The sequence below is a fragment of the Rubellimicrobium rubrum genome, from assembly GCF_006152115.1.
GTDB classification, from domain to species: Bacteria; Pseudomonadota; Alphaproteobacteria; order Rhodobacterales; family Rhodobacteraceae; genus Rubellimicrobium; species Rubellimicrobium rubrum.
On sequence record NZ_VDFU01000001.1, the window covers coordinates 213,701 to 233,523 of the forward strand.

General features: G+C 66.4%; 19 protein-coding genes. 9 read left to right on the plus strand and 10 right to left on the minus strand.

What is annotated here, in order from left to right:
* Positions 1-33: 33 nt before the first annotated feature.
* On the minus strand, positions 34-1,221 hold the full coding sequence (locus tag FHG66_RS01100) for a type III PLP-dependent enzyme (RefSeq protein ID WP_139074788.1): 1,188 nt from the start codon (positions 1,219-1,221) through the stop codon (positions 34-36).
* 297 nt (positions 1,222-1,518) lie between these two features.
* Between FHG66_RS01100 and FHG66_RS01105 the strand changes: the two genes are divergently transcribed.
* Positions 1,519-2,070 carry a pseudouridine synthase gene (locus FHG66_RS01105; protein WP_139074790.1) on the plus strand — a complete coding sequence of 184 codons (552 nt, stop codon included), beginning with the start codon at positions 1,519-1,521 and terminating at the stop codon, positions 2,068-2,070.
* 30 nt (positions 2,071-2,100) lie between these two features.
* Here FHG66_RS01105 and pntB read toward each other — a convergent pair whose 3' ends face one another.
* Both pntB and FHG66_RS01115 read right to left on the minus strand, forming a co-directional pair.
* On the minus strand, positions 2,101-3,537 hold the full coding sequence (pntB, locus tag FHG66_RS01110) for a Re/Si-specific NAD(P)(+) transhydrogenase subunit beta (RefSeq protein WP_139074792.1): 1,437 nt from the start codon (positions 3,535-3,537) through the stop codon (positions 2,101-2,103).
* Between the two features lie 10 nt (positions 3,538-3,547).
* Positions 3,548-5,119 carry a Re/Si-specific NAD(P)(+) transhydrogenase subunit alpha gene (locus FHG66_RS01115; RefSeq protein ID WP_139074794.1) on the minus strand — a complete coding sequence of 524 codons (1,572 nt, stop codon included), beginning with the start codon at positions 5,117-5,119 and terminating at the stop codon, positions 3,548-3,550.
* Positions 5,120-5,378: 259 nt separating this feature from the next.
* On the opposite strand from FHG66_RS01115, the gene kynU reads away from it, so the two are divergent.
* Positions 5,379-6,572, plus strand: coding sequence for a kynureninase (kynU, locus tag FHG66_RS01120; protein WP_139074795.1), 1,194 nt, complete (start codon positions 5,379-5,381; stop codon positions 6,570-6,572).
* 25 nt (positions 6,573-6,597) lie between these two features.
* On the opposite strand, the gene FHG66_RS01125 is transcribed toward kynU, so the two are convergent.
* The 3 genes from FHG66_RS01125 to FHG66_RS01135 form a co-directional block, all read right to left on the minus strand.
* Positions 6,598-7,284, minus strand: coding sequence for a D-lyxose/D-mannose family sugar isomerase (locus FHG66_RS01125; RefSeq protein ID WP_139074797.1), 687 nt, complete (start codon positions 7,282-7,284; stop codon positions 6,598-6,600).
* Positions 7,285-7,596: 312 nt separating this feature from the next.
* A complete protein-coding gene (locus FHG66_RS01130; protein ID WP_139074799.1) occupies positions 7,597-8,370 on the minus strand; it encodes a gamma-glutamyl-gamma-aminobutyrate hydrolase family protein in 774 nt (257 codons plus the stop codon).
* A 147-nt stretch (positions 8,371-8,517) separates the two neighbouring features.
* Positions 8,518-10,692 (minus strand): malate synthase G, encoded by a 2,175-nt coding sequence (locus tag FHG66_RS01135; RefSeq protein ID WP_139074801.1) that lies wholly within the window; start codon positions 10,690-10,692, stop codon positions 8,518-8,520.
* 133 nt (positions 10,693-10,825) lie between these two features.
* Between FHG66_RS01135 and FHG66_RS01140 the strand changes: the two genes are divergently transcribed.
* From FHG66_RS01140 to FHG66_RS01155, 4 genes are read left to right on the plus strand one after another with little or no spacing between them, the layout of a single operon-like run.
* Entirely contained in the window at positions 10,826-11,170 is a 345-nt protein-coding gene (locus FHG66_RS01140) for an ArsR/SmtB family transcription factor (RefSeq protein ID WP_139074803.1), read from the plus strand.
* Positions 11,163-11,615 carry an SRPBCC family protein gene (locus tag FHG66_RS01145; protein ID WP_139074805.1) on the plus strand — a complete coding sequence of 151 codons (453 nt, stop codon included), beginning with the start codon at positions 11,163-11,165 and terminating at the stop codon, positions 11,613-11,615. The genes FHG66_RS01140 and FHG66_RS01145 overlap by 8 nt, the downstream gene beginning before the upstream one ends.
* Positions 11,615-11,791 carry an SRPBCC domain-containing protein gene (locus tag FHG66_RS01150; protein ID WP_176556072.1) on the plus strand — a complete coding sequence of 59 codons (177 nt, stop codon included), beginning with the start codon at positions 11,615-11,617 and terminating at the stop codon, positions 11,789-11,791. The genes FHG66_RS01145 and FHG66_RS01150 overlap by 1 nt, the downstream gene beginning before the upstream one ends.
* 24 nt (positions 11,792-11,815) lie before the next feature.
* The gene (locus FHG66_RS01155; RefSeq protein WP_139074809.1) at positions 11,816-12,079 is read left to right on the plus strand and encodes an SRPBCC family protein; all 264 of its coding nucleotides are present in this window, start codon (positions 11,816-11,818) and stop codon (positions 12,077-12,079) included.
* Here the strand turns inward: FHG66_RS01155 and FHG66_RS01160 are convergent.
* Both FHG66_RS01160 and FHG66_RS01165 read right to left on the minus strand, forming a co-directional pair.
* The gene (locus FHG66_RS01160; RefSeq protein ID WP_176556073.1) at positions 12,063-12,224 is read right to left on the minus strand and encodes a DUF2256 domain-containing protein; all 162 of its coding nucleotides are present in this window, start codon (positions 12,222-12,224) and stop codon (positions 12,063-12,065) included. The genes FHG66_RS01155 and FHG66_RS01160 overlap by 17 nt on opposite strands.
* A gap of 76 nt (positions 12,225-12,300) precedes the next feature.
* Positions 12,301-12,738: a hypothetical protein gene (locus FHG66_RS01165; protein ID WP_139074811.1), complete on the minus strand. Its 438-nt coding sequence runs from the start codon at positions 12,736-12,738 to the stop codon at positions 12,301-12,303.
* Between the two features lie 99 nt (positions 12,739-12,837).
* Here FHG66_RS01165 and pepN point away from each other — a divergent pair, with 99 nt between their 5' ends.
* Together pepN and FHG66_RS01175 are read left to right on the plus strand one after the other, a co-directional pair.
* A complete protein-coding gene (pepN, locus tag FHG66_RS01170; protein WP_139074813.1) occupies positions 12,838-15,390 on the plus strand; it encodes an aminopeptidase N in 2,553 nt (850 codons plus the stop codon).
* Positions 15,391-15,526: 136 nt separating this feature from the next.
* On the plus strand, positions 15,527-16,387 hold the full coding sequence (locus FHG66_RS01175; protein WP_139074815.1) for a lysophospholipid acyltransferase family protein: 861 nt from the start codon (positions 15,527-15,529) through the stop codon (positions 16,385-16,387).
* An 85-nt stretch (positions 16,388-16,472) separates the two neighbouring features.
* On the opposite strand, the gene FHG66_RS22085 is transcribed toward FHG66_RS01175, so the two are convergent.
* Complete coding sequence (locus FHG66_RS22085) at positions 16,473-17,327, minus strand: lytic transglycosylase domain-containing protein (protein ID WP_139074817.1); 855 nt, start codon at positions 17,325-17,327, stop codon at positions 16,473-16,475.
* Between the two features lie 72 nt (positions 17,328-17,399).
* Positions 17,400-17,903 carry a transglycosylase SLT domain-containing protein gene (locus FHG66_RS01185; RefSeq protein ID WP_342777469.1) on the minus strand — a complete coding sequence of 168 codons (504 nt, stop codon included), beginning with the start codon at positions 17,901-17,903 and terminating at the stop codon, positions 17,400-17,402.
* Positions 17,904-18,258: 355 nt separating this feature from the next.
* Between FHG66_RS01185 and gatB the strand changes: the two genes are divergently transcribed.
* Positions 18,259-19,767, plus strand: a complete 1,509-nt coding sequence (gene gatB, locus FHG66_RS01190; protein WP_139074821.1) for an Asp-tRNA(Asn)/Glu-tRNA(Gln) amidotransferase subunit GatB — start codon at positions 18,259-18,261, stop codon at positions 19,765-19,767.
* Positions 19,768-19,823 lie beyond the last annotated feature (56 nt).

The following is a 19,823-nucleotide window of genomic DNA, read 5'->3' on the forward strand; positions in this document are numbered from 1 at the left end:
TCGTCCATCCTTCTTAAGTCCGACTACGCCGGATCAGATCGCCATGACGTCCAGCGGAGGGAAGCCGTTGAAGCAGACCGACGAATAGGTCGAGGTGTATGCCCCGGTGTTGCGGATCAGAACCCGGTCACCGGACTTGAGAGCCAGTGGCAGATTCATCGGACGCTTTTCGTAAAGCACGTCGGCCGAGTCACAGGACGGACCGGCGACTATGCAAGGGCCCGTGACCTCTCCGTCATGGGGAGTCACGAACTGGTAGCGGATCGCCTCGCCTTCGGTCTCGGCAAGGCCCGAGAAGCGGCCGATCGACAGGTAGACCCAGCGATGCAGGTCGCGGTCGGACTTGCGCGAGGTCAGGACCACCTCGGCCACGATCATGCCCGCCTCGGCCACGAGGCCACGGCCCGGCTCTGCCATCAGGCGCGGCACATGGCCAAAACGCTCGGTCACCATCGCCATTACGCCCGCCGCATAGTCGGTGGGAGCCTGAATCTCTTCGCCGTAGAAAGCCGGGAAGCCGCCACCAATGTTGAGCAAAGTCAGCGCGTGACCAGCCGCCTGCGCGTCGGCCCAAAGCTGGGCCACCGCGTCGAGCGTCGGGCGCCACATCTCGGCCTTGCGGGTCTGCGAACCGACATGGAACGAGAAGCCGACCGGATCGAGACCAAGCTCCTTAGCGGTGTCGAGGAGGCGCAGCGCGGTGTCGCGGTCACAGCCGAACTTGCGGGTCAGCGGCCAGTCAGCCATCGACACCTCGACGATGACGCGGATGTAGACCTGCGCGCCGGGGGCATGCTCGGCAATCTTCTCCAGTTCCTCGTCGGCGTCGGCGGCGAACAGGGTGATGCCCGCCTGGTGCGCCCAGGCAATGTCGCGGACGCGCTTGATCGTGTTGCCGTAAGAGATCTGGTGCGGCTGCGCGCCCTGGGCGAAGCACATCTCGATCTCCCCGCGCGAGGCGGCGTCGAAATGCGCACCGAGCGTAACGAGCCGACCAAGGATCGCAGGATGCGGGTTGGCCTTGACGGCGTAGTGGATGTCGGCATGGCCAAGGCCCGCCTTGAGCGCATGGTACTGCGCTTCCATGCGGTCCACATCGATGACCAGCGTCGGCCGATCGAACTCCGCCGTGCGGCAGAACGCCTCAAGGCGAGTCGAGTCGAAAGCGCGGACGGCAAGGGATTGCGATGGGGCGAATGCCCCCGCGAGCTGAACAGTCATCGGTCATCTCCGACAGAACAAAGAGGCCCCTCGCGGGGCCAGACGATTCCAAGGGAGACGTTACCGTCGCTACGTAAACACGTAAGCTTTGCTGTCCGGCCAGAGGCGCGTGCGTTGGCGTCTATGGCCTCCATTTGGGACATTTGCCGGCTCGGATCAAGACTTTTCTCCGGGGTACAAACAATTTTCCCAAGAGAAAGTTTTTCATGCAAGATCTTGAGCCCCAAGGGAAAGTTGCTCGATGGGCTCAGTTGACCGGCTTTGACGCCAGAGCCCCGGCATGAAACGCTGGGCCGCATGGCCCGCCTCATTCTCCTCAACAAGCCTTATGGTGTCCTGTCCCAGTTCACGGATGCCAAGAGCCCGTCCCCCCGCCCGACCCTTTCGGGTCTTGTGGACCTGACCGGCGTCTATCCCGCCGGGCGGCTCGACCGCGACAGCGAGGGTCTGCTGCTGCTGACCGACGACGGGCGGCTTCAGGCCCGCATCGCCGATCCCCGGCACAAGATGGAGAAGACCTATCTGGCCCAGGTCGAGGGGGACCCCTCCGAGGCGGACCTTGAGCCCCTGCGGCGAGGCGTGACGCTCAATGACGGGCCGACCCGCCCCGCCTCGGTGCGGCGGATCGAGGCCCCGGAGTTCTGGCCACGGGACCCGCCGATCCGGGTGCGGCAGAGCATCCCCGATTGCTGGCTGGAGATCACGATATCCGAGGGGCGCAACCGCCAGGTCCGCCGAATGACCGCCGGAGTCGGCCTTCCCACGCTGCGACTGGTGCGCTGGCGCATCGGCCCCTGGGCGGTCGAGGGACTTGCGCCGGGCGAATGGCGGGAGGTCCGGGCCCCCTGAAACAAAAGGGGGGCCGAAGCCCCCCTATCCTCAGGCCACCAGCTTGGGCAGCAACTCGTCCAGCGACTTCTTGGCGTCGCCATAGAACATCCGCGTGTTCTCCTTGAAGAACAGTGGGTTCTCGATCCCCGAATAGCCCGTTCCCTGCCCGCGCTTGCTCACGATGACGTGCTTGGCCTTCCACACTTCCAGAACCGGCATCCCCGCGATGGGAGAGTTCGGGTCTTCCTGTGCCGCAGGGTTCACGATGTCATTCGAGCCGATGACGATGGCCACGTCCGTGTGCGGGAAGTCCTCGTTGATTTCGTCCATCTCCATGACGATGTCGTAGGGGACCTTGGCCTCCGCCAGCAGGACGTTCATGTGGCCGGGCAGGCGTCCCGCGACGGGGTGGATGGCGAAGCGCACAGTCTTGCCCTGTGCCCGCAGCCGCTTGGTCAGTTCCGACACCGACTGCTGCGCCTGCGCGACTGCCATGCCGTAGCCTGGAATGATGACGACGCTTTGCGCATCGTCCAGCAGCGCCGCCACTCCGTCCGAATCGATGGCGACCTGTTCACCCGTGATCTCCATGGCGGGGCCGGTCGTGGCGCCGAAGCCGCCCAGGATCACGCTGACGAAGCTGCGGTTCATGGCGCGGCACATGATGTAGCTCAGAATCGCGCCCGAGGAGCCCACCAGCGCGCCCGTCACGATCAGCAGATCATTCGACAGCGTGAAGCCGATCGCCGCTGCAGCCCAGCCCGAGTAGCTGTTCAGCATGGAGACCACGACCGGCATGTCCGCACCGCCGATCCCCATGACGAGGTGGTAGCCGATGAACAGCGCCGCCAGCGTCATCAGGAACAGCCAGATGAACCAGCCGGTCGAGACATATAGCACCAGCATAAGCAGCGAGAACACCGCCGCCCCCAGGTTCAGCATGTGCCCGCCCGGCAGCTTGGTCGCCTTGCCATCCATCCGCCCGGCGAGCTTGCCGAAGGCGACGATGGAGCCGGTGAAGGTCACCGCCCCGATGAACACGCCCAGGAACAGTTCTACCAAGAAGATGTTCACCTCCACGGGCGTCTTGTGCGCCAGCACGGCGGCAAAGCCCGTCAGCCCCTCGCGCGCCTCGGGCGTCAGGGCGGCGACGCGACCCATTTCCAGATGGCCGTTGAAGCCGATCAGTACGGCGGCCAGACCCACGAAGCTGTGCAGCGCCGCCACGAGTTGCGGCATCTCGGTCATCTGCACGCGTTGGGCAACCATTGCGCCCAGGACCGAGCCCACGGCCACCATCAGGATCACGACCCAAAGGTTGTCCACGTCCGGTCCGAAGACCGTGGCCAGCACGGCCAAAGCCATGCCCGCGATGCCGTACCATACGGCGCGCTTGGCGCTTTCCTGCCCCGACAGACCGCCCAGGCTCAGGATGAACAGGATCGCTGCGGCGACGTAGGCGGCGCCCACAAGTCCGATGCTCATGGTGCCCTCCTCAGGACCGCTGGAACATGGCGAGCATCCGGCGCGTGACCAGGAAGCCCCCCACGATGTTGATGGTGGCGATCAGGATCGAGATCGCCGCCAGGAAGACGATCAGCCAACTGCCCGACCCGACCTGCAGGAGCGCCCCCAGGATCACGATCCCCGAAATGGCGTTGGTGACGGCCATCAGCGGCGTATGGAGCGAGTGCGATACGCTCCAGATCACCTGGAACCCTACGAAGCAGGCCAGCGCGAAGACGATGAAGTGCGACATGAACGAGGCCGGCGCGACCAGGCCGATCAGGCCCAGCACCACCGTGCCCGCGACCAGCATCCCGACCTGCCGGCGCGTCTCACCCTTGAAGGCGAGCGTCTCCTGCTCTCGCCTTTCAGAGGGGGTCAACTCGCGGGGTTTCGGCTTGGCTACGGCGCTGGCAATGGCCTGGATCTTGGGCGGCGGCGGCGGCCAGGTGACTTCACCGTGGTGGGCCACGGTCGCGCCCCGGATCACGTCGTCCTCCATGTTGTGGAGGAGAACGCCATCCTTGCCCGGCGTCAGGTCCGTCAGCATGTGACGGATGTTGGTGGAATAGAGCGTGCTGGCCTGCGCGGCCATGCGCGACGGAAAATCGGTGTAGCCGACGACCGTCACGCCGTTCGGGGTGACGAACTTCTCGTTGGGGACGGTCGCTTCGCAGTTGCCGCCCCTCTCGGCCGCCAGATCGATGATGACCGACCCGGGCTTCATCGCCTCCACCATGTCGCGGGTCCAGAGGACCGGCGCGGGCCGCCCCGGAATCAGCGCCGTGGTGATGACGATGTCCATCTGCGGGGCCAGTTCACGGAACTTGGCGAGCTGCTTTTCCCGGAACTCAGGCGAGGACGGGGCGGCGTAGCCCCCTGTCGCCGCACCGTCCTGGGCCGCTTCGAATTCGAGGAACACAAAGGACGCGCCCATGGATTCGATCTGCTCGGCCACCTCGGGCCGCACGTCGAAGGCATGGACGACCGCGCCAAGGGAGACCGCCGTGCCGATCGCCGCCAGCCCCGCGACTCCAGCGCCCACGATCAGCACCTGCGCCGGGGGCACCTTACCCGCCGCTGTCACCTGCCCCGTGAAGAAGCGGCCGAAGTTCGCGCCCGCCTCGATCACCGCGCGGTAGCCTGCGATATTGGCCATGGACGACAGCGCGTCCATCTTCTGGGCGCGGCTGATGCGCGGCACCATGTCCATCGCGATGACCGACGCCCCGGTCGCGCGGGCCTGCTCCAGCAACTCGGAGTTTGAGCTGGGATAGAAGAAGGAGATGAGCGTCTGCCCTTCCCGCAGGAGGGCCGCCTCCTCGGGCTCGGGCGGGCGGACCTTCACGATCACGTCCGCCTCCGCCACCAGCGTGGCCGCATCCGGCACGATCTCCACGCCCGCGGCCCTGTAGGCCGCGTCCGAGAAGCCCGAGTCCTCCCCGGCCCCGGTTTCGATCAGGCACGTATGCCCGAGCTTGCGGATGTCTTGCGCCGAGACCGGGGTCATGGCGACGCGCGCCTCGCCCGGCATGATCTCCCGTAGCGCGCCGATCTTCATGGGCTGTCCCCTCCCGTGCGGCTCATGCCCAAGCTGCTTAACGCGCGCGCCGCAACGTCACAAGGCGACCAAGCGCGTAGGATCGGTGGCACGTGCAGATCACGCCGCCTGACGGACCGGCGCCCGGAGCCCTAGACGTGGGATGATACAGAGGCGCAGCATCTCGACCTTGGCGCAGAGGTCAGGGCAACGAGAGACCGCGGCGCCTGTCCATGGCCGTGCCGCTGCCTTATCCTGTCGGTGCAAGGGAGTTTCCACCATGACCGATTTTTCCGCCACCCGCGCGTTGTTCGACCTGCCGCCTGACCTCATCTACCTCGATGGCAACTCCCTGGGTCCGCTGCCCAAGGCCGCTCCGGCTCGGATGGAGCAAGCCATGCGCGAGGAATGGGGTGCCATGCTCATCGGCGGCTGGAACAAGGCAGGCTGGATGGAGCAGCCGCGCGCCTTGGGCGACCGGATCGGGCGGCTCATCGGTGCGGAACCGGGGCACACCGTGGTGGGCGATACCCTGTCGATCAAGGTGTTCCAGGCGCTGGCCGCCTGCGTGGAGATGCGGCCGGACCGCCGGGTCATCCTGTCGGACACCGGCAACTTTCCCTCGGACCTTTACATGGCCGAAGGGTTGATCCGCATGCTGGGCGGACGGCACGAACTGCGCCTGGTTGACCCCGAGGCCGTGGAGGATGCCATCACCGAGGAACTGGCCGCGATCCTCATCACCGAAGTGGACTACCGGACCGGGCGGCGGCATGACATGCCGCGCCTCACGGCCAAGGCTCATGCAGTGGGCGCGCTGACCATCTGGGACCTTGCCCATTCGGCGGGGGCGCTGCCGGTGGAGGTCGGACGCGGCGGTGCGGACTTTGCCTGCGGTTGTACCTACAAATACCTCAATGCCGGTCCCGGCGCGCCCGCCTTCATCTATGTCGCGCCACGCCACGCGGGCCGGGCCGTGCCGGCGCTTTCGGGCTGGCTTGGCCATCGGGCGCCGTTCGCCTTCGAACCCTCGTACCGGGCCGGCGACGGGATCGACCGGATGCGCGTCGGTACGCCCCCCGTCCTGGCCTTGGCCGCGCTGGATGCCGCGCTCGATGTCTGGGATACCGTGGACATGGCCACGCTCCGGCAGGAGTCACTCCGCCTTACGGACCGCTTCATCGCCGGGGTGGAGGCTGCCTGCCCGGAACTTGAAGTCGTCACCCCTCGCGAGCACGACAGGCGCGGCAGCCAGGTGAGCTTCCGCCACCCCGAGGGCTATGCGGCGATGCAGGCGCTGATTGCCCGGGGCGTCGTGGGGGACTTCCGCGCACCCGACATCATGCGATTCGGCGTCACGCCGCTTTTCATCGACGAGGCCGATATCGATCGCGCGATCACAATAATCGGCGCGGTCATGAACGAACGCTTATATGATGCCCCGCTTTACCGGACCCGGTCGGCGGTGACCTGAACGCGGTGATGCCAGCCCGACCCGGTCAGAGCAGCCAAGTCGGATAATCGCTCACCAGCAGCCGTAAAGGGGCCTCATCCTCCTCGACGGCAGCGAAACGGCCGACCGGTTGGTGAAAGACGTTATCCGTCTCGTCGTCGTTGACAGTGGACACCTCTCCGATGAGTACCGTCCCGCCCTCCCCCCAGAAGGCATGCCAGTCGCCCGGCAGCAGCGTGACGCTTTCACCCGGCGCGAGACGAAGCCGCTCCCCGGGCCCGTAGGGGCGCGGGATGCCATCGGTGTGGACGGTGCCACCGTGCGATTCGCTGAACCGCCCCTCCTCGTCAGACCCGAACAACTCGATCACCAGCGTGGCACCACCGCGATTGATGATGTCCTCGGCCTTGATGACATGGGTGTGGTGCGGCGTGACCTGATGGTCGTGCGAAATCAGGATCTTCTCGGCATAGCACATGCCGCGCCCGGCCTGCAGGTCGGCCAGCCGCCCGTTGCGCAGAGTGAACAGGAATAGCCCGGTCCTGTCATACTCGCCCGTGCCGAAGTCGGTGATGTCCCAGCCATTGCGGGCGTCGATGATCGCGCGCGCCTCGTCCCGGCGAGCCCTGAACTCCTCTGGCGTCCAGTTTGCGAAGGGCGGCAGAACGAAGCCGTGGGAGCGGATAAGATCGTCGGATGCCCGAATGATCTCATTGATTCGGCTACGCTTCATGGCTGTCCCCTGGGCTGCGGGGTGACTATATCGACGATCGGCGCCCCCTCAAGCTCAAGTCGGGGACGGTGACCGTATCATGCCCACGACAGCCAACCGCAAGCGGAGGCCCGATGCCGTACAGGCCTGCGCCCGTACTAGGCCACCATGGTGCAGAGGGTTGAAGCGGCCAGACCGCTAACGACCGGCACCCCTAACGCCACCATAACCCCACACACATGCAAGCACGGCCCGACCGCCCTACTCGTCACGCGGTCCAGCACTGGACCGTGACGATCCTAACACGGCGAAGCGCGTTTTCCAAAGGCGGTGTCAGGCCCGCTTGAGCGCCCTCTGCCCCCGTGCCGCCCAGTCATGGACCGCCGCGCCAAACGCTTGGAACAGCGGACGCGAAACGGGATCGTTGGCTGCGTTCCATTCGGGATGCCACTGGACCGACAGAGTGAAGCCCGCCGACCCCCTGACATAGATCGCCTCGGGGGTGCCGTCCGGCGCCGTCCCGTCAATGACGATGCGCGGCCCCGGTGTCTTGATTCCCTGACCGTGAAGGGTGTTGGTCATCACCTCCCGCGCGCCCATGAGCTGATGGAAAGGTCCTCCCTCGGTGAAGATCACCTTGTGGCGCAAGGCGAACTTCTCCTCCAAGGTGCCGTCCGGGGGCATCCGGTGGTTGTCACGGCCCGGCAGCTCCCGGATCTCGGGGTACAGCGTACCGCCCAGTGCCACGTTGACCTCCTGGAAACCGCGGCAGACCCCCAGGAAGGGCTGCCCGCGTTCCACGCAGGCGCGAATGAGCGGCAGGGCCACTGCATCACGGGATCGGTCGAAGCTGCCATGGGCTGGGGTTTCCGCCTCCCCGTACTCCTCGGGGTGGACGTTGGGACGACCCCCGGTCAGCAGGAAGCCGTCGCAGACCTCCAGAAGCTCGGCCACGGAAACGAGCGATGGGTCCGAGGGGATCAGCAGCGGCACGCAGTCCGACACATGGGCCACCGCAGCCGAGTTCATCGTCCCGCCAGAATGCGCAGGGTACTGATCGTTGATCAGGTGGCTGTTCGATATGATGCCGACGACGGGGCGGGCCATGGCGATTGTCCTACTGCTCTGCGCTATAAGGTATGGGCGATAAGCAGCCATGAAAACCCCGCGCCGCTGCACGACCTGTTCTCATCTTGCGAAACGGCGCGGCCTGCGCCGTTACGCCTGTCCCGCAGGCAGGACGCGCGCCGCGCCTCAGCCCGCGATCTTCCGTTCGGCCCGCCGACGGTGCAGCACCGGTTCGGTATAGCCCGAGGGCTGGATGCGTCCTTTGAAGACAAGGTCGCAGGCGGCCTGGAAGGCCACCGAGTCGAAGTTGGGCGCCATGGGCCGGTACATCGGATCATTCGCGTTCTGCCGGTCCACCACCGCCGCCATCCGGCGCATCGCAGCCATGACGCGCGGCTCGTCCACGACCTCATGATGGAGCCAGTTGGCCAGCGCTTGCGAGGAGATGCGAAGCGTCGCCCGGTCCTCCATCAAGCCGACGTCGTGGATATCGGGCACCTTGGAGCAGCCGATCCCCTGATCGACCCAGCGCACGACATAGCCGAGGATGCTCTGGACGTTGTTCTCGACTTCGGCGGTCACCTCGTCCTCGGACAGGTTCCGCCCGCTCAGGACCGGGATGGTAAGCAGTTCGCGCAGAGTGCCTCGTGCCCCAGCGGATGCGATCTCGTCCTGCCGGGCGGCGACATCGACCAGATGGTAATGCGTGGCGTGCAGCGTGGCCGCCGTGGGCGACGGCACCCAGGCGCAGTTCGCCCCGGCCTTGGGATGCGCGATCTTGTCCCGCAGCATCGCGGCCATGAGGTCGGGCATCGCCCACATCCCCTTGCCGATCTGCGCCCGTCCCCGTAGCCCGCAGGCCAGCCCGATGTCGACGTTCCGCTCCTCGTAGGACCGGATCCAGGGCTGGGCCTTCATGTCCCCCTTGGGGACCATCGGCCCAGCCTCCATGGAGGTGTGGATCTCGTCGCCCGTGCGATCAAGGAAACCCGTGTTGATGAAAGCCACCCGTTCGCGCGCGGCGCGGATGCATTCCCTGAGGTTGGCGGAGGTGCGCCGTTCCTCGTCCATGATGCCGATCTTGACGGTCAAACGCGGCAGGCCCAGCGCGGCCTCCACCCGGTCGAAGATCTCGCAAGCGAAAGCCACTTCCTCGGGGCCGTGCATCTTGGGCTTCACGACATAGACCGAGTTCGTGACGGTATTGCGCGGCCCGCCCTCGCGACGCAGGTCGTGCATCGCGCAAAGCACCGTGACCATCGCGTCCATGAGCCCCTCATGGGCCTCGGCGCCGTCGCGATCCAGGATCGCGGGATTGGTCATCAGGTGGCCTACGTTCCGGATCAGCAGTAGCGACCGCCCTTTGATGGGCAAGCGCTGGCCGTCGATGCCTGTGTATTCGACGTCGGGGTTCATGCGCCGGGTGACAGTCTGCCCACCCTTCTCGAACGTCTCCTGTAGGTCGCCGCGCATGAGGCCCAGCCAGTTGCCGTAAGCCTGCACCTTGTCGGCGGCATCCACGCAGGCGACCGAGTCCTCGCAGTCCATGATGGTGGACAACGCGGCCTCGAGCCAGACATCCGACAGCCCGGCCGGGTCAGCGCTGCCAATGGGGGTGGAGCGGTCCACGCGAAGCTCGATCAAAAGCCCGTTCACGCGTAGGAGGATCTGCCATTCGGCCCCGTCGAGCCCCTTCCAGCCCACGAACTGATCCGGATCGGCCAGCATGACCCTCCGCCGCTCCGCGCCGTCACCCGCCACCTCGATCGAAAGGGCTTCCTGCTCCACTGCGATGCGGCGCACGTCCCGCCAGGAGGCACCGGCGAGCGGTGCCACCCGATCCAGGTGATCCTTGGCCCAAGCCACCACGCGCGCGCCGCGCGCTTCGTCATAAGGGCCTTTGGGCGGCAGGTCACCCAGCGCGTCTGTCCCGTAGAGCGCATCATAAAGCGAGCCCCAACGCGCATTCGCAGCGTTCAGCGCAAAGCGGGCGTTCGTCACCGGTACGACAAGTTGCGGGCCGGCGACCTGCGCGATCTCGGGGTCGGTGGGGGGCGTCTCGATGACGAAGTCGGGTCCTTCGGGCACGAGGTAGTCAATCTCGCGCAGGAAGGTTTCGTAGTCCTCGGGGTCGTGCTCGGCACCGCCTTGCGCGATGTGCCAGTCGTCGATCTGACTTTGAAATTGGTCGCGCCGGGCCAGCAAAGCGCGGTTGCGCGGGCCCAGGTCGTGAACCAAGGCCGAAAGCCCCGCCCAGAAGTCCTCGGCCGCCACGCCGGTGCCGGGGATCGCGCGATCTTCGATGAACTGCGCCAGCGCCTCGTCAACCCGCAGACCGGACCGTTCTACCCGCTGTTGCATCCGTGCCCCCAAGCCTTGCTTCCGCGTGAAGGCGTAGAGCAGGATTCCGCCGCAGGCAACCACGGGCCCTATAGTTAGTCGTATTGCTAAGTTTCCACTTGACAGAATCGGCCCACCGACTTTAGTTAGCAATATGACTAACAATTCGGAGCTCGACGCCCTGTTCCAGTCGCTGGCCGATCCGACGCGGCGCGCCATCCTGGCCCGCCTCGCTCATGGTTCGGCCAGCGTGACCGACCTTTTCGCGCCGTTCGACATGGCTCTCCCGTCCTTCCTCCAGCACCTCCGCAAGCTGGAGGACGGGGGCCTGATCGAGACGACAAAGCAGGGCCGCGTGCGGACCTGCACGCTCCGGGTCGGTGCCCTCGCCCCTGCCCGCGGCTGGATGGAGGAGCAGCGCCTCCTTTGGGAAGGCCGGCACGACCGGCTCGAAGACTACCTCGCCACCCTTTTGCAAGGACCCGACACCGATGGCTGACCTGACCCTGAACCGCATCTTCAAGGCTCCTCGCTCCAAGGTATGGGAGTGCTGGACCAATGCCGAGCACCTCAAGAAGTGGTTCGTTCCCCCGCCCGCCGAGTTGCCCGAGGCCATTATCGAGCCCCACACGGGCGGGCGCTTCTACACGGTGATCCGCTACCAGGGGCAGGACATGCCCGGTGACGGTGTGATCCTCGAAGCGGTCCCGAACGAGCGGCTGGTCTTCACCAATATCCTGGCGCCCGGCTGGAAGCCCGCGACCAACGTGGACCTGCCTTTCACTGCCACCATCGAGTTCTTCGACCACCCCGAAGGGACCGAGTACCGCGTCACCGCACGTCACCCCGACGAGGAGACCGCCCGCAAGCACGAGGAGATGGGCTTCTCGCAGGGATGGGGCACCGCCGCCGACCAGCTCGGCCGCCTTGCAGAGTCGCTCTGATGGACACCGCGACCCTGCCCGACGACCGCGTTCTGACGATCACGCGCTGGTTCCGTGCAAGCCCGGCCCAGGTCTATGCTGCCTGGACCGACCCCGAAGCCCTGCCCCGCTGGTTCGGCCCGAACGGTTATAGCTGCGAGGCCCACGCCAAGGATCTGCGGGTGGGCGGCGAATAGCGCCTTACGATGCGCGGCGAGGGGATGCAGTTCGCCAATCGCCACCGCTGGACCGAGCTGTCGCCCCCCGGCGACGGGGCCGGGCGCATCGCCTTCCTCATGGATGGCCTCGACGGCAGCCCGCCCAAAGCGGTCACCGTGACGCTCACGTCCGAAGGCTTGGGCACCCGGCTTCGGCAGGTAATGGTGTTTCCGACTGCCGCCGAGGTCGCCGTGGCCCGGTCCCACGACGCCGAGGCAAAGGGCCTGCAAACCCTGGGCAAGCTTGCCGCTAGCTTGGGCGAGTGACCCTGCGCCGCTCGCCCCGGCACCGGTCCGAGCAGTAGACCACTTCGTCCCAGACCTTGGCCCAAGCCTTGCGCCAGGTGAAGGGACGCCCACAGACCGGGCAGGTCTTGGTGGGCAGATCCGCCTTTTGGCGCATCTTCGGCATCCGGCTCCTCCATGCGATAAGGGGCGGCCCCGGGGCCGCCCCTTATCGCACTAACGGTTCCAAGTCCCGGGGGACATCACTCGTTCTGCGAACCGCCCTGTTCAGGGGATGCCGCGTCGGATTCGTCCGTCACGGGGTTCAGGGGCTCGGCGGACTGGCTTTCGCCCGGATCGGTGTCGGGCGGGCTGCCGGTGCCGACCTGCGGAGCCGTGACCGTTTCAGGCGCGACCGTCACGGCATTGGGATCGGCGGCCTGAGTCGTCCCGGCGTCGGCGTCGTCCTCGGCGATGTCGTTGGCGCTCGGACCGGCGGTCGCCTCGTTCGTGGGCGTGACCTCGCCCGTTGCGTCGTTCACCTGCGCCTCGGCCCCCTCGGGATCTCCGCCCCGGCCAAAGGCCCAAAACGACAGCAGACCCAGCAGGATCAGGGCGAAGATCACCACGGCGAACATCCCCTGAAGGGGCCCGCGGTGATGCTTGGATTGCCGTTCGAGGTCGCCGTCGGGTGCGGACATGATTAAGCTCCTGCTTCGCGCCCGCCTTGCGGGCCGGTTTCAAGGCTCCTAACGTCCGAGCCCTCGGATTTGTTCACCCGCAGCCAGAGGGAGCGCAGCATGGCCGACGGCGCCACGGACCCCCGCACGATCTATCTGAAGGACTACACGCCCTTCCCCTGGGTCATCGACGGGGTGGACCTGACCTTTGCCCTAGCCCCTCGGGGTACGCGCGTGACCTCGCGCATCCGCTTCCGCCCCGACCCGGACGCTCCGCCCGGTCCGTTCTTCCTCCACGGCGAGGATCTGCGCCTGATCGAGGCCCGGATCGACGGCCAGCCGGTGACGCCCACTGTCACGCCCGAAGGATTGACCTGCGACGTCCCCACAGGCCCTTTCACCTGGGAGGCCGTAGTCGAGAACGACCCCGAGCTGAACACCCGGCTCGAAGGGCTTTATCTCTCCAAGGGCATGTACTGCACCCAGTGCGAGGCCGAGGGCTTCCGCCGGATCACCTACTACCCCGACCGACCCGACGTGATGGCTGTCTTCACGGTCCGGATCGAGAGCGACCTGCCCGTGCTCCTGTCGAACGGCAATCCGGAAGAGTCCGGCCCCGGCTTCGCCACCTGGCACGACCCCTGGCCCAAGCCCGCCTACCTGTTCGCGCTGGTCGCAGGCGACCTCGTGGCGTTGCACGACAGCTTCACCACCCGCTCGGGCCGCCACGTGGACCTCGGCCTCTGGGTGCGGCCCGGCGACGAAGGCAAGTGCGCCTGGGGCATGGAATCGCTCAAGGCCTCCATGCGCTGGGACGAGGAGGCTTATGGGCGGGAATACGACCTCGATGTCTTCAACATCGTGGCCGTCGACGACTTCAACATGGGGGCCATGGAGAACAAGGGCCTCAACATCTTCAACTCCTCGGCCATCCTGGCCTCGCCCGACACCGCGACCGATGCGGACTACGAGAGGGTGGAGCGCATCGTTGCCCACGAATACTTCCACAATTGGACCGGCAACCGGATCACCTGCCGCGACTGGTTCCAGTTGTCGCTCAAGGAAGGGCTCACGGTCTTCCGCGACCAACAGTTCACCGGTGACATGCGCGGCCACGGGGTCAAGCGCATCGGGGACGCGGTCCTCCTGCGCGGGCGCCAGTTCCGCGAGGACAACGGCCCCCTCGCCCACCCCGTGCGGCCCGAAAGCTTCGTCGAGATCAACAATTTTTACACAGTAACGATCTACGAGAAGGGCGCCGAAGTCATCGGGATGCTCAAGCGCCTCGTGGGCGACGACGGCTACCGGCGCGCGCTCGACCTTTACTTCGACCGCCACGATGGCCAGGCCGCAACGGTCGAGGACTGGCTCAAGGTCTTCGAGGACGCTACCGGGCGGGATCTTGCGCAGTTCAAGCTCTGGTACTCCCAGGCGGGCACCCCGCGCGTGAAGGTCGAGGAATCGTGGGAAGACGGGCGCTACCGGCTGGACATGACTCAGACGATCCCGCCCACCCCCGGTCAGCCTGACAAGCAGCCGATGGTAATTCCGGTCGCCTTGGGCCTCCTCAACCCCAACGGCGACGAGGTCCTGCCCACCACGGTGCTGGAGCTGACGGGGGGGCAGCAGAGCTTCACCTTCGACAACCTGTCCGCCCGCCCTGTCCCGTCGATCCTGCGGGGCTTCTCGGCGCCCGTCATCCTCGAACGCGACGCCCCCGAAGGCGAGGCGGCCTTCCTGCTCGCCCACGACACCGACCAGTTCAACCGCTGGGAGGCCGCGCAGACGCTGGCCCGCCGCGCGATCCGAGCCCGGCTTGACGGGCAGGCCATCGACGCGAGCTGGGTTCCGTCCCTCGCGGCGGCGCTGCGGGACGACGCGCTCGCGCCCGCCGACCGGGCGGCGCTGCTGGGTCTCCCGTCCGAGGAGGAGACCGCCCAAGCCCTCTGGGACGACAAGCGCATCCCCGACCCGACCGCGATCCACCATGCCCACGAGGCCGTGAGGGACCACCTCGCCCAAGGTCTTCGCGACCTCTTGCCGCAACTCCATGATGGTGGCCGCATGCCCGGCCCCTATTCGCCCGACGCGAAATCGGTGGGGCGCAGGTCGCTCGGCAATGCGGCCCTGCGCCTCCTGTCGCGCACCGATGATGGCGTCCGGGCGGCGGCCCAGTTCGCCGAGGCCGCAGACATGACCCAGAGCGTGGCCGCCCTAGGTGCGCTGCTGGCCGTTGGACGCGGCGAGGAGCAGTTGCGGGCCTTCCACGACCGCTGGGCGCAGGACCGCCTTGTCCTCGACAAGTGGTTCTCGCTCCAGGTCGGGCTTGCCCGGCCCGAGGCGGCAGTGGCGCTGGCCCAACGCCTGACGCAGCACCCGGATTTCGACTGGAAGAACCCGAACCGCTTCCGCGCGGTGCTGGGGGCGCTCGCCTCCAACCCCGCCGGGTTCCATGATGCGTCGGGAGCGGGCTACCGGCTGTTGGCCGACTGGCTCATCCGGCTTGACGGCGCGAACCCATTGTCCGCCGCTCGCATGTCCACGGCCTTTGACAGCTGGCGCCGGCTCGATGTGGACAGGCAGGCGCTGATCCAGTCGGAGCTTGGCCGGATCCAGGCGGCTCCCGGACTATCACGAGACCTGTCCGAGATGGTCGGGCGCATGATCGGCTAGGCATGGCCGGGCCCACCCCTGCCCGTTTTCCGGGCGGGGGTTGCCGAAGCTGCCTCCAAGCAATACCTCTGGCATCACAGATACGTGGGCCGACCCTGTCACGGGTGAGCCAACTACCATCACTCGGTGACAGAGAATGAGAGACCGAATCGACCCCCTCATAGAGGAACGCGCGCCGTGGCTGGCCAATGGCAGCCCCCTGGCGAAGCCTGCGCGCTATCTCCTCGACAAGACGCTGTCCTACGAACGGACCGTGTCCCTTGGTGAGTCGTTCGAGAAGAGATCCACCGCCGAACTGATGGGCGAGCTTGGTCGCATGCTCGCACGCGAGGTGACGGTTACCGGCCTCCACAACATCCCGCGGCACGGCCCTGCCATGATCGTGGCCAACCACCCCACGGGCATTGCGGACGGAATCGTGCTCTGGCACCTGCTCGCGCCCCTGCGGCCCGACCTCTACTTCTATGCCAACCGCGACATCCTTCGCGTGCTGCCGCAGATGGAGGATTCCATCGCCCCGGTCGAATGGCGACAGGAGAAGCGCTCCCACGCCAAGACCCGCGAAACCATGGCCTACACCAAGAAGGCCGTGGAGGACGGGCGGCTCGGCGTGATCTTCCCCTCGGGCCGCCTCGCCAAACGCGAGGGGCTGCGGCTGCATGAACGGCCCTGGATGGCGTCGGCGGCGATGCTGGCCCGCAAGTTCGAGCTTCCGGTCATCCCCGTGAACATCCGGGCCCGCAACTCGGTGTTGTTCTACCTGTTTGACCTAATCCACCCGACCTTGCGGGACATCACCCTGTTCCACGAGATGCTGAACAAGGCCAAGCAGCCCTATGTCGTGACCGTGGGCGAGGAGATCAGCCCCGCCTCGCTCCCCGCCTCCTCTGAGGAGGGGATCGAGATGCTGCGCCGGGCGACGCTGGCCCTGGGCGGCCGCGAGGATCAGACGGTGAGCATGTTGTCCGTCACCCGCAAGCCCGCTCTCCGGTTCTGATACGAGAAAGGGGTCCCCTTCAGGGACCCCTCCATCGCTCCGTCGTCCCTCTGGCAGCCTTTGATGGCTGCTCGTTCCACGGATTTCAGTCGAGCAGCGCCACCTCGAAGGCATCCGGCGCCGTCGGGCGCACGGGCGGGATCAGCGACGCCATGACAGCGGTCTGAACCTCGCAGTAGCTTTGGCCTTGCACCCAATCGCGGATCTGGCCTTGGAGCTTGTCGTTCGACATCGGCCCCCAGTCCGCCGCGATGCCACGGTCCCCCGCCGCCACGACGCCGTCTCGCGCCACCGTGCGCGACATGATCCGGATGGCGCATTCGAGATTGGCCTCGCCGTCGTGCAGCTCGGACGCGCTGGTAGCGTCGCAGCCGTAATGCCGCGCTGTCGCCGGAGATATCTGCAGGAGCCCGTGCCACGCCCCGCCGCCGCCCTGGGCCTGTGGGTTGAAATTGCTCTCGTACCGGGCCAGCGCTGAGACGGTCCCGACCCAGAACGCGGCGCGCAGATGCGGCGGGTTGCGCTCATAGCCGGGGCACCAGGCGTCGATGTCGGCAGGCACGATGTCGCGAAGGTCGCGGGGCGCCTCTTCGATGGCAGCCATGGCCGACTCGCTCCAGGCCTCGCCTTGGCTGCGATCGTCCCAGCGAGCCTCAGCGGTGAACACCGGGCGGGGCTCGGGACGCCGTTCCGCGCCGGTCTGCACCGTGATCTCGACGGGGATGCTCGCCAGCGCACGGGCTCGGGGCCGCTGGGCCGGCTCGACGGTCGGCATCGCCGAGACATCCAGATGAAGGGGCAGCAGGCTTTCGGACATGAAGGCTGCTGACCGCAGGTGCGGATCCATCGGGGCCAGCGGCTCGGCAGAAGCCGCCAGCCCCGCGATCACGGCAAAGGCCCCCCCCAGGGTCCAACGTGCCACGTGCAGCGAACTCACCATGACAGGGGTCTCCCGATTCGCCAAACCGATAATCCCGGTTCTATTTCAATCACTTGGACGCCAAGCCTCACCTCACGGGGAAACTTGGTTCCGACAGTAGCTCTGGCTTGACACCCACTGCGCCATCTCCCGGCGCTTCTCGGCCGAGGCAAAGGGGCCCCAGTCGGCTGCGAATCCGCCGCCGCCCGCCGCCACCACGCCATCCCGAGTCACGGTCTTGGCCGCGATCCGCACTGCGCATTCGAGGTTCTCGGCCCCGTTCGTCAGCTCGGAGCCCGAATCCGCGTCGCAGCCGTATCCGCGGGCAGTGGCCGGAGCGATCTGCACCAGCCCGAACCACTTGCCGCCTCCCCCGACAGCCTGCGGGTTCCAAGTGCTCTCGAAGCGGGCAAGCGCCGACAGCAAGCCCGCCCAAAAGGCGGCACGCTGGCGCGGCGCTGCTTCGACATACCCAGGGCACCACGTCCCGATGTCGCCCGGAACCTCGGAGAGGAGAGCGGCACCCTCGGTCTGGAGCGCGTCCATGGTCGCTTCGGTCCATGCGTCGGTATGGGAGCCCTGATGATCCCAGGCCATCGCTGGCAAGGCCTCGGGCACGACTGGAGCAACCGTGGGTTGCGGGGCGCAGGCACCGAGGATGAGAAGAGTAAGGAACGGAACCGCTACGCCAAGCGTTGCAGGTCTGACACGGGATGTGTTTCTTTTGTCTTGCATGGCCGCATGACGAACACCCTGGGCCAAGCGGGTAAACCCATGCTGGTCCGAATGGGCCGTCTAGGCGGATAACAGCCCGAGTCACTGGGTCGTGATAAGCAGACTCTCGCCGGTCAATCCGTTCAATTAACGCAATCTGGGGATAAGTCCTCCTGCTTGCGGAAATTGGCGCATCCTCCTAGGACCGTTGTCGATTCCTTCCGGCATGAGGTTCCCGATGCTTGACCAGTCCGTTCCCGCGCCAAAGCCCAAAGTCATCGAGGGCGTGACCGGTCCCTGGGAGATCGTGATCGGCCTCGAGGTTCACGCACAGGTTGCAACCGCCGCCAAACTGTTCTCGGGGGCCTCGACGGCTGTCGGGGCAGAGCCGAACAGTCAGGTGAGCTTCATCGATGCCGGGATGCCGGGGATGCTGCCGGTCATCAACGAAGGCTGCGTCGCACAGGCGGTTCGCACCGGCTTGGGGCTTAGGGCGCAGATCAATCTGTGGTCGGCCTTTGACAGGAAGAACTACTTCTACCCGGACCTGCCGCAGGGCTACCAGATCAGCCAACTCTATCACCCCCTCGTCGGCGAGGGTGAGGTGATCGTGGAGATGCCGGGCGGCACCGCCCGTCGCGTGCGGATCGAACGCATTCACCTCGAGCAGGATGCAGGCAAGTCGATCCACGACATGGACCCGACCATGTCCTTCGTTGACCTGAACCGGACGGGCGTGGCGCTCATGGAGATCGTGAGCCGCCCCGACATACGGGGACCGGAGGAAGCTGCCGCCTATGTGTCCAAGCTTCGCCAGATCATGCGGTATCTCGGCACCTGCGACGGCGACATGCAGCACGGCAACCTTCGGGCCGACGTGAACGTCTCCGTCTGCCGCCCCGGCGCTTGGGAGCGGTTCATGGAGGGTGACGCCTCCGGCCTCGGTACCCGCTGCGAGATCAAGAACATGAACTCGCTCCGCTTCATCCAGGCCGCCATCGACCACGAGGCGCGCCGCCAGATTGCCATTCTGGAGGATGGCGGATCTGTCGTGCAGGAAACTCGCCTTTATGACCCCGACCGGGGCGAGACGCGGTCGATGCGCTCCAAAGAGGAGGCGCACGATTACCGCTACTTCCCCGACCCGGATCTCCTGCCGCTCGAGATCGAGCAGGCCTGGGTCGATGACCTCGCGGCATCGCTGCCTGAGTTGCCCGATGAGAAGAAGGCCCGGTTCATCCGCGATTTCGGCCTGTCGGATTACGACGCATCGGTCCTGACCGCCGATACCTCGGACGCCGCCTTCTTCGAGGCGGTGGCCCAGGGTCGCGACGGCAAGATGGCGGCGAACTGGGTTATCAACGACCTGTTCGGCCGCCTCAAGAAGGAAGGGCACGAATTGTCGGACAGCCCGGTCTCGCCCGCACAGCTTGGGGGCATTATCGACCTCATCCAGTCGGGCGACATCTCCGGCAAGATCGCCAAAGACCTGTTCGAGATCGTCTACACTGAGGGTGGCGAACCTGCAGCCCTGGTCGAGGGACGCGGGATGCGGCAGGTCACCGACACCGGCGCCATCGAGAAGGCGGTGGAGGAGGTCATCGCCGCGAACCCCGCCCAGGTGGAGAAGGCCAAGGCGAACCCCAAGCTCGCGGGTTGGTTCGTAGGTCAGGTGATGAAAGTCACAGGCGGTAAGGCCAATCCGGCGGCGGTCAATGCGCTCGTGAACGAACGTCTCGGACTGTAGGGTTCGAATCGTTGGACGAACCCCCCGGGCCACCTATCCTTTGGGGAACCCAGGGG

Excerpts from the sequence above, each read along its gene's own strand:
- FHG66_RS01115 (WP_139074794.1), bottom strand. The coding sequence starts at position 5,119 with ATGAAGATCGGCGCGCTACGGGAGATCATGCCGGGCGAGGCGCGCGTC.
- FHG66_RS01165 (WP_139074811.1), bottom strand. The coding sequence starts at position 12,738 with ATGTCCGCACCCGACGGCGACCTCGAACGGCAATCCAAGCATCACCGC.
- FHG66_RS01185 (WP_342777469.1), bottom strand. The coding sequence starts at position 17,903 with ATGGCCTGGGATCATCAGGGCTCCCATACCGACGCATGGACCGAAGCG.
- pepN (WP_139074813.1), top strand. The coding sequence starts at position 12,838 with ATGGCCGACGGCGCCACGGACCCCCGCACGATCTATCTGAAGGACTAC.
- FHG66_RS01175 (WP_139074815.1), top strand. The coding sequence starts at position 15,527 with ATGAGAGACCGAATCGACCCCCTCATAGAGGAACGCGCGCCGTGGCTG.
- FHG66_RS01155 (WP_139074809.1), top strand. The coding sequence starts at position 11,816 with ATGCAGTTCGCCAATCGCCACCGCTGGACCGAGCTGTCGCCCCCCGGC.
- FHG66_RS01125 (WP_139074797.1), bottom strand. The coding sequence starts at position 7,284 with ATGAAGCGTAGCCGAATCAATGAGATCATTCGGGCATCCGACGATCTT.
- FHG66_RS01145 (WP_139074805.1), top strand. The coding sequence starts at position 11,163 with ATGGCTGACCTGACCCTGAACCGCATCTTCAAGGCTCCTCGCTCCAAG.
- pntB (WP_139074792.1), bottom strand. The coding sequence starts at position 3,537 with ATGAGCATCGGACTTGTGGGCGCCGCCTACGTCGCCGCAGCGATCCTG.
- FHG66_RS01130 (WP_139074799.1), bottom strand. The coding sequence starts at position 8,370 with ATGGCCCGCCCCGTCGTCGGCATCATATCGAACAGCCACCTGATCAAC.
- FHG66_RS01160 (WP_176556073.1), bottom strand. The coding sequence starts at position 12,224 with ATGCCGAAGATGCGCCAAAAGGCGGATCTGCCCACCAAGACCTGCCCG.
- FHG66_RS01100 (WP_139074788.1), bottom strand. The coding sequence starts at position 1,221 with ATGACTGTTCAGCTCGCGGGGGCATTCGCCCCATCGCAATCCCTTGCC.
- FHG66_RS01135 (WP_139074801.1), bottom strand. The coding sequence starts at position 10,692 with ATGCAACAGCGGGTAGAACGGTCCGGTCTGCGGGTTGACGAGGCGCTG.
- FHG66_RS01140 (WP_139074803.1), top strand. The coding sequence starts at position 10,826 with ATGACTAACAATTCGGAGCTCGACGCCCTGTTCCAGTCGCTGGCCGAT.
- FHG66_RS01150 (WP_176556072.1), top strand. The coding sequence starts at position 11,615 with ATGGACACCGCGACCCTGCCCGACGACCGCGTTCTGACGATCACGCGC.
- FHG66_RS01105 (WP_139074790.1), top strand. The coding sequence starts at position 1,519 with ATGGCCCGCCTCATTCTCCTCAACAAGCCTTATGGTGTCCTGTCCCAG.
- kynU (WP_139074795.1), top strand. The coding sequence starts at position 5,379 with ATGACCGATTTTTCCGCCACCCGCGCGTTGTTCGACCTGCCGCCTGAC.
- gatB (WP_139074821.1), top strand. The coding sequence starts at position 18,259 with ATGCTTGACCAGTCCGTTCCCGCGCCAAAGCCCAAAGTCATCGAGGGC.
- FHG66_RS22085 (WP_139074817.1), bottom strand. The coding sequence starts at position 17,327 with ATGGTGAGTTCGCTGCACGTGGCACGTTGGACCCTGGGGGGGGCCTTT.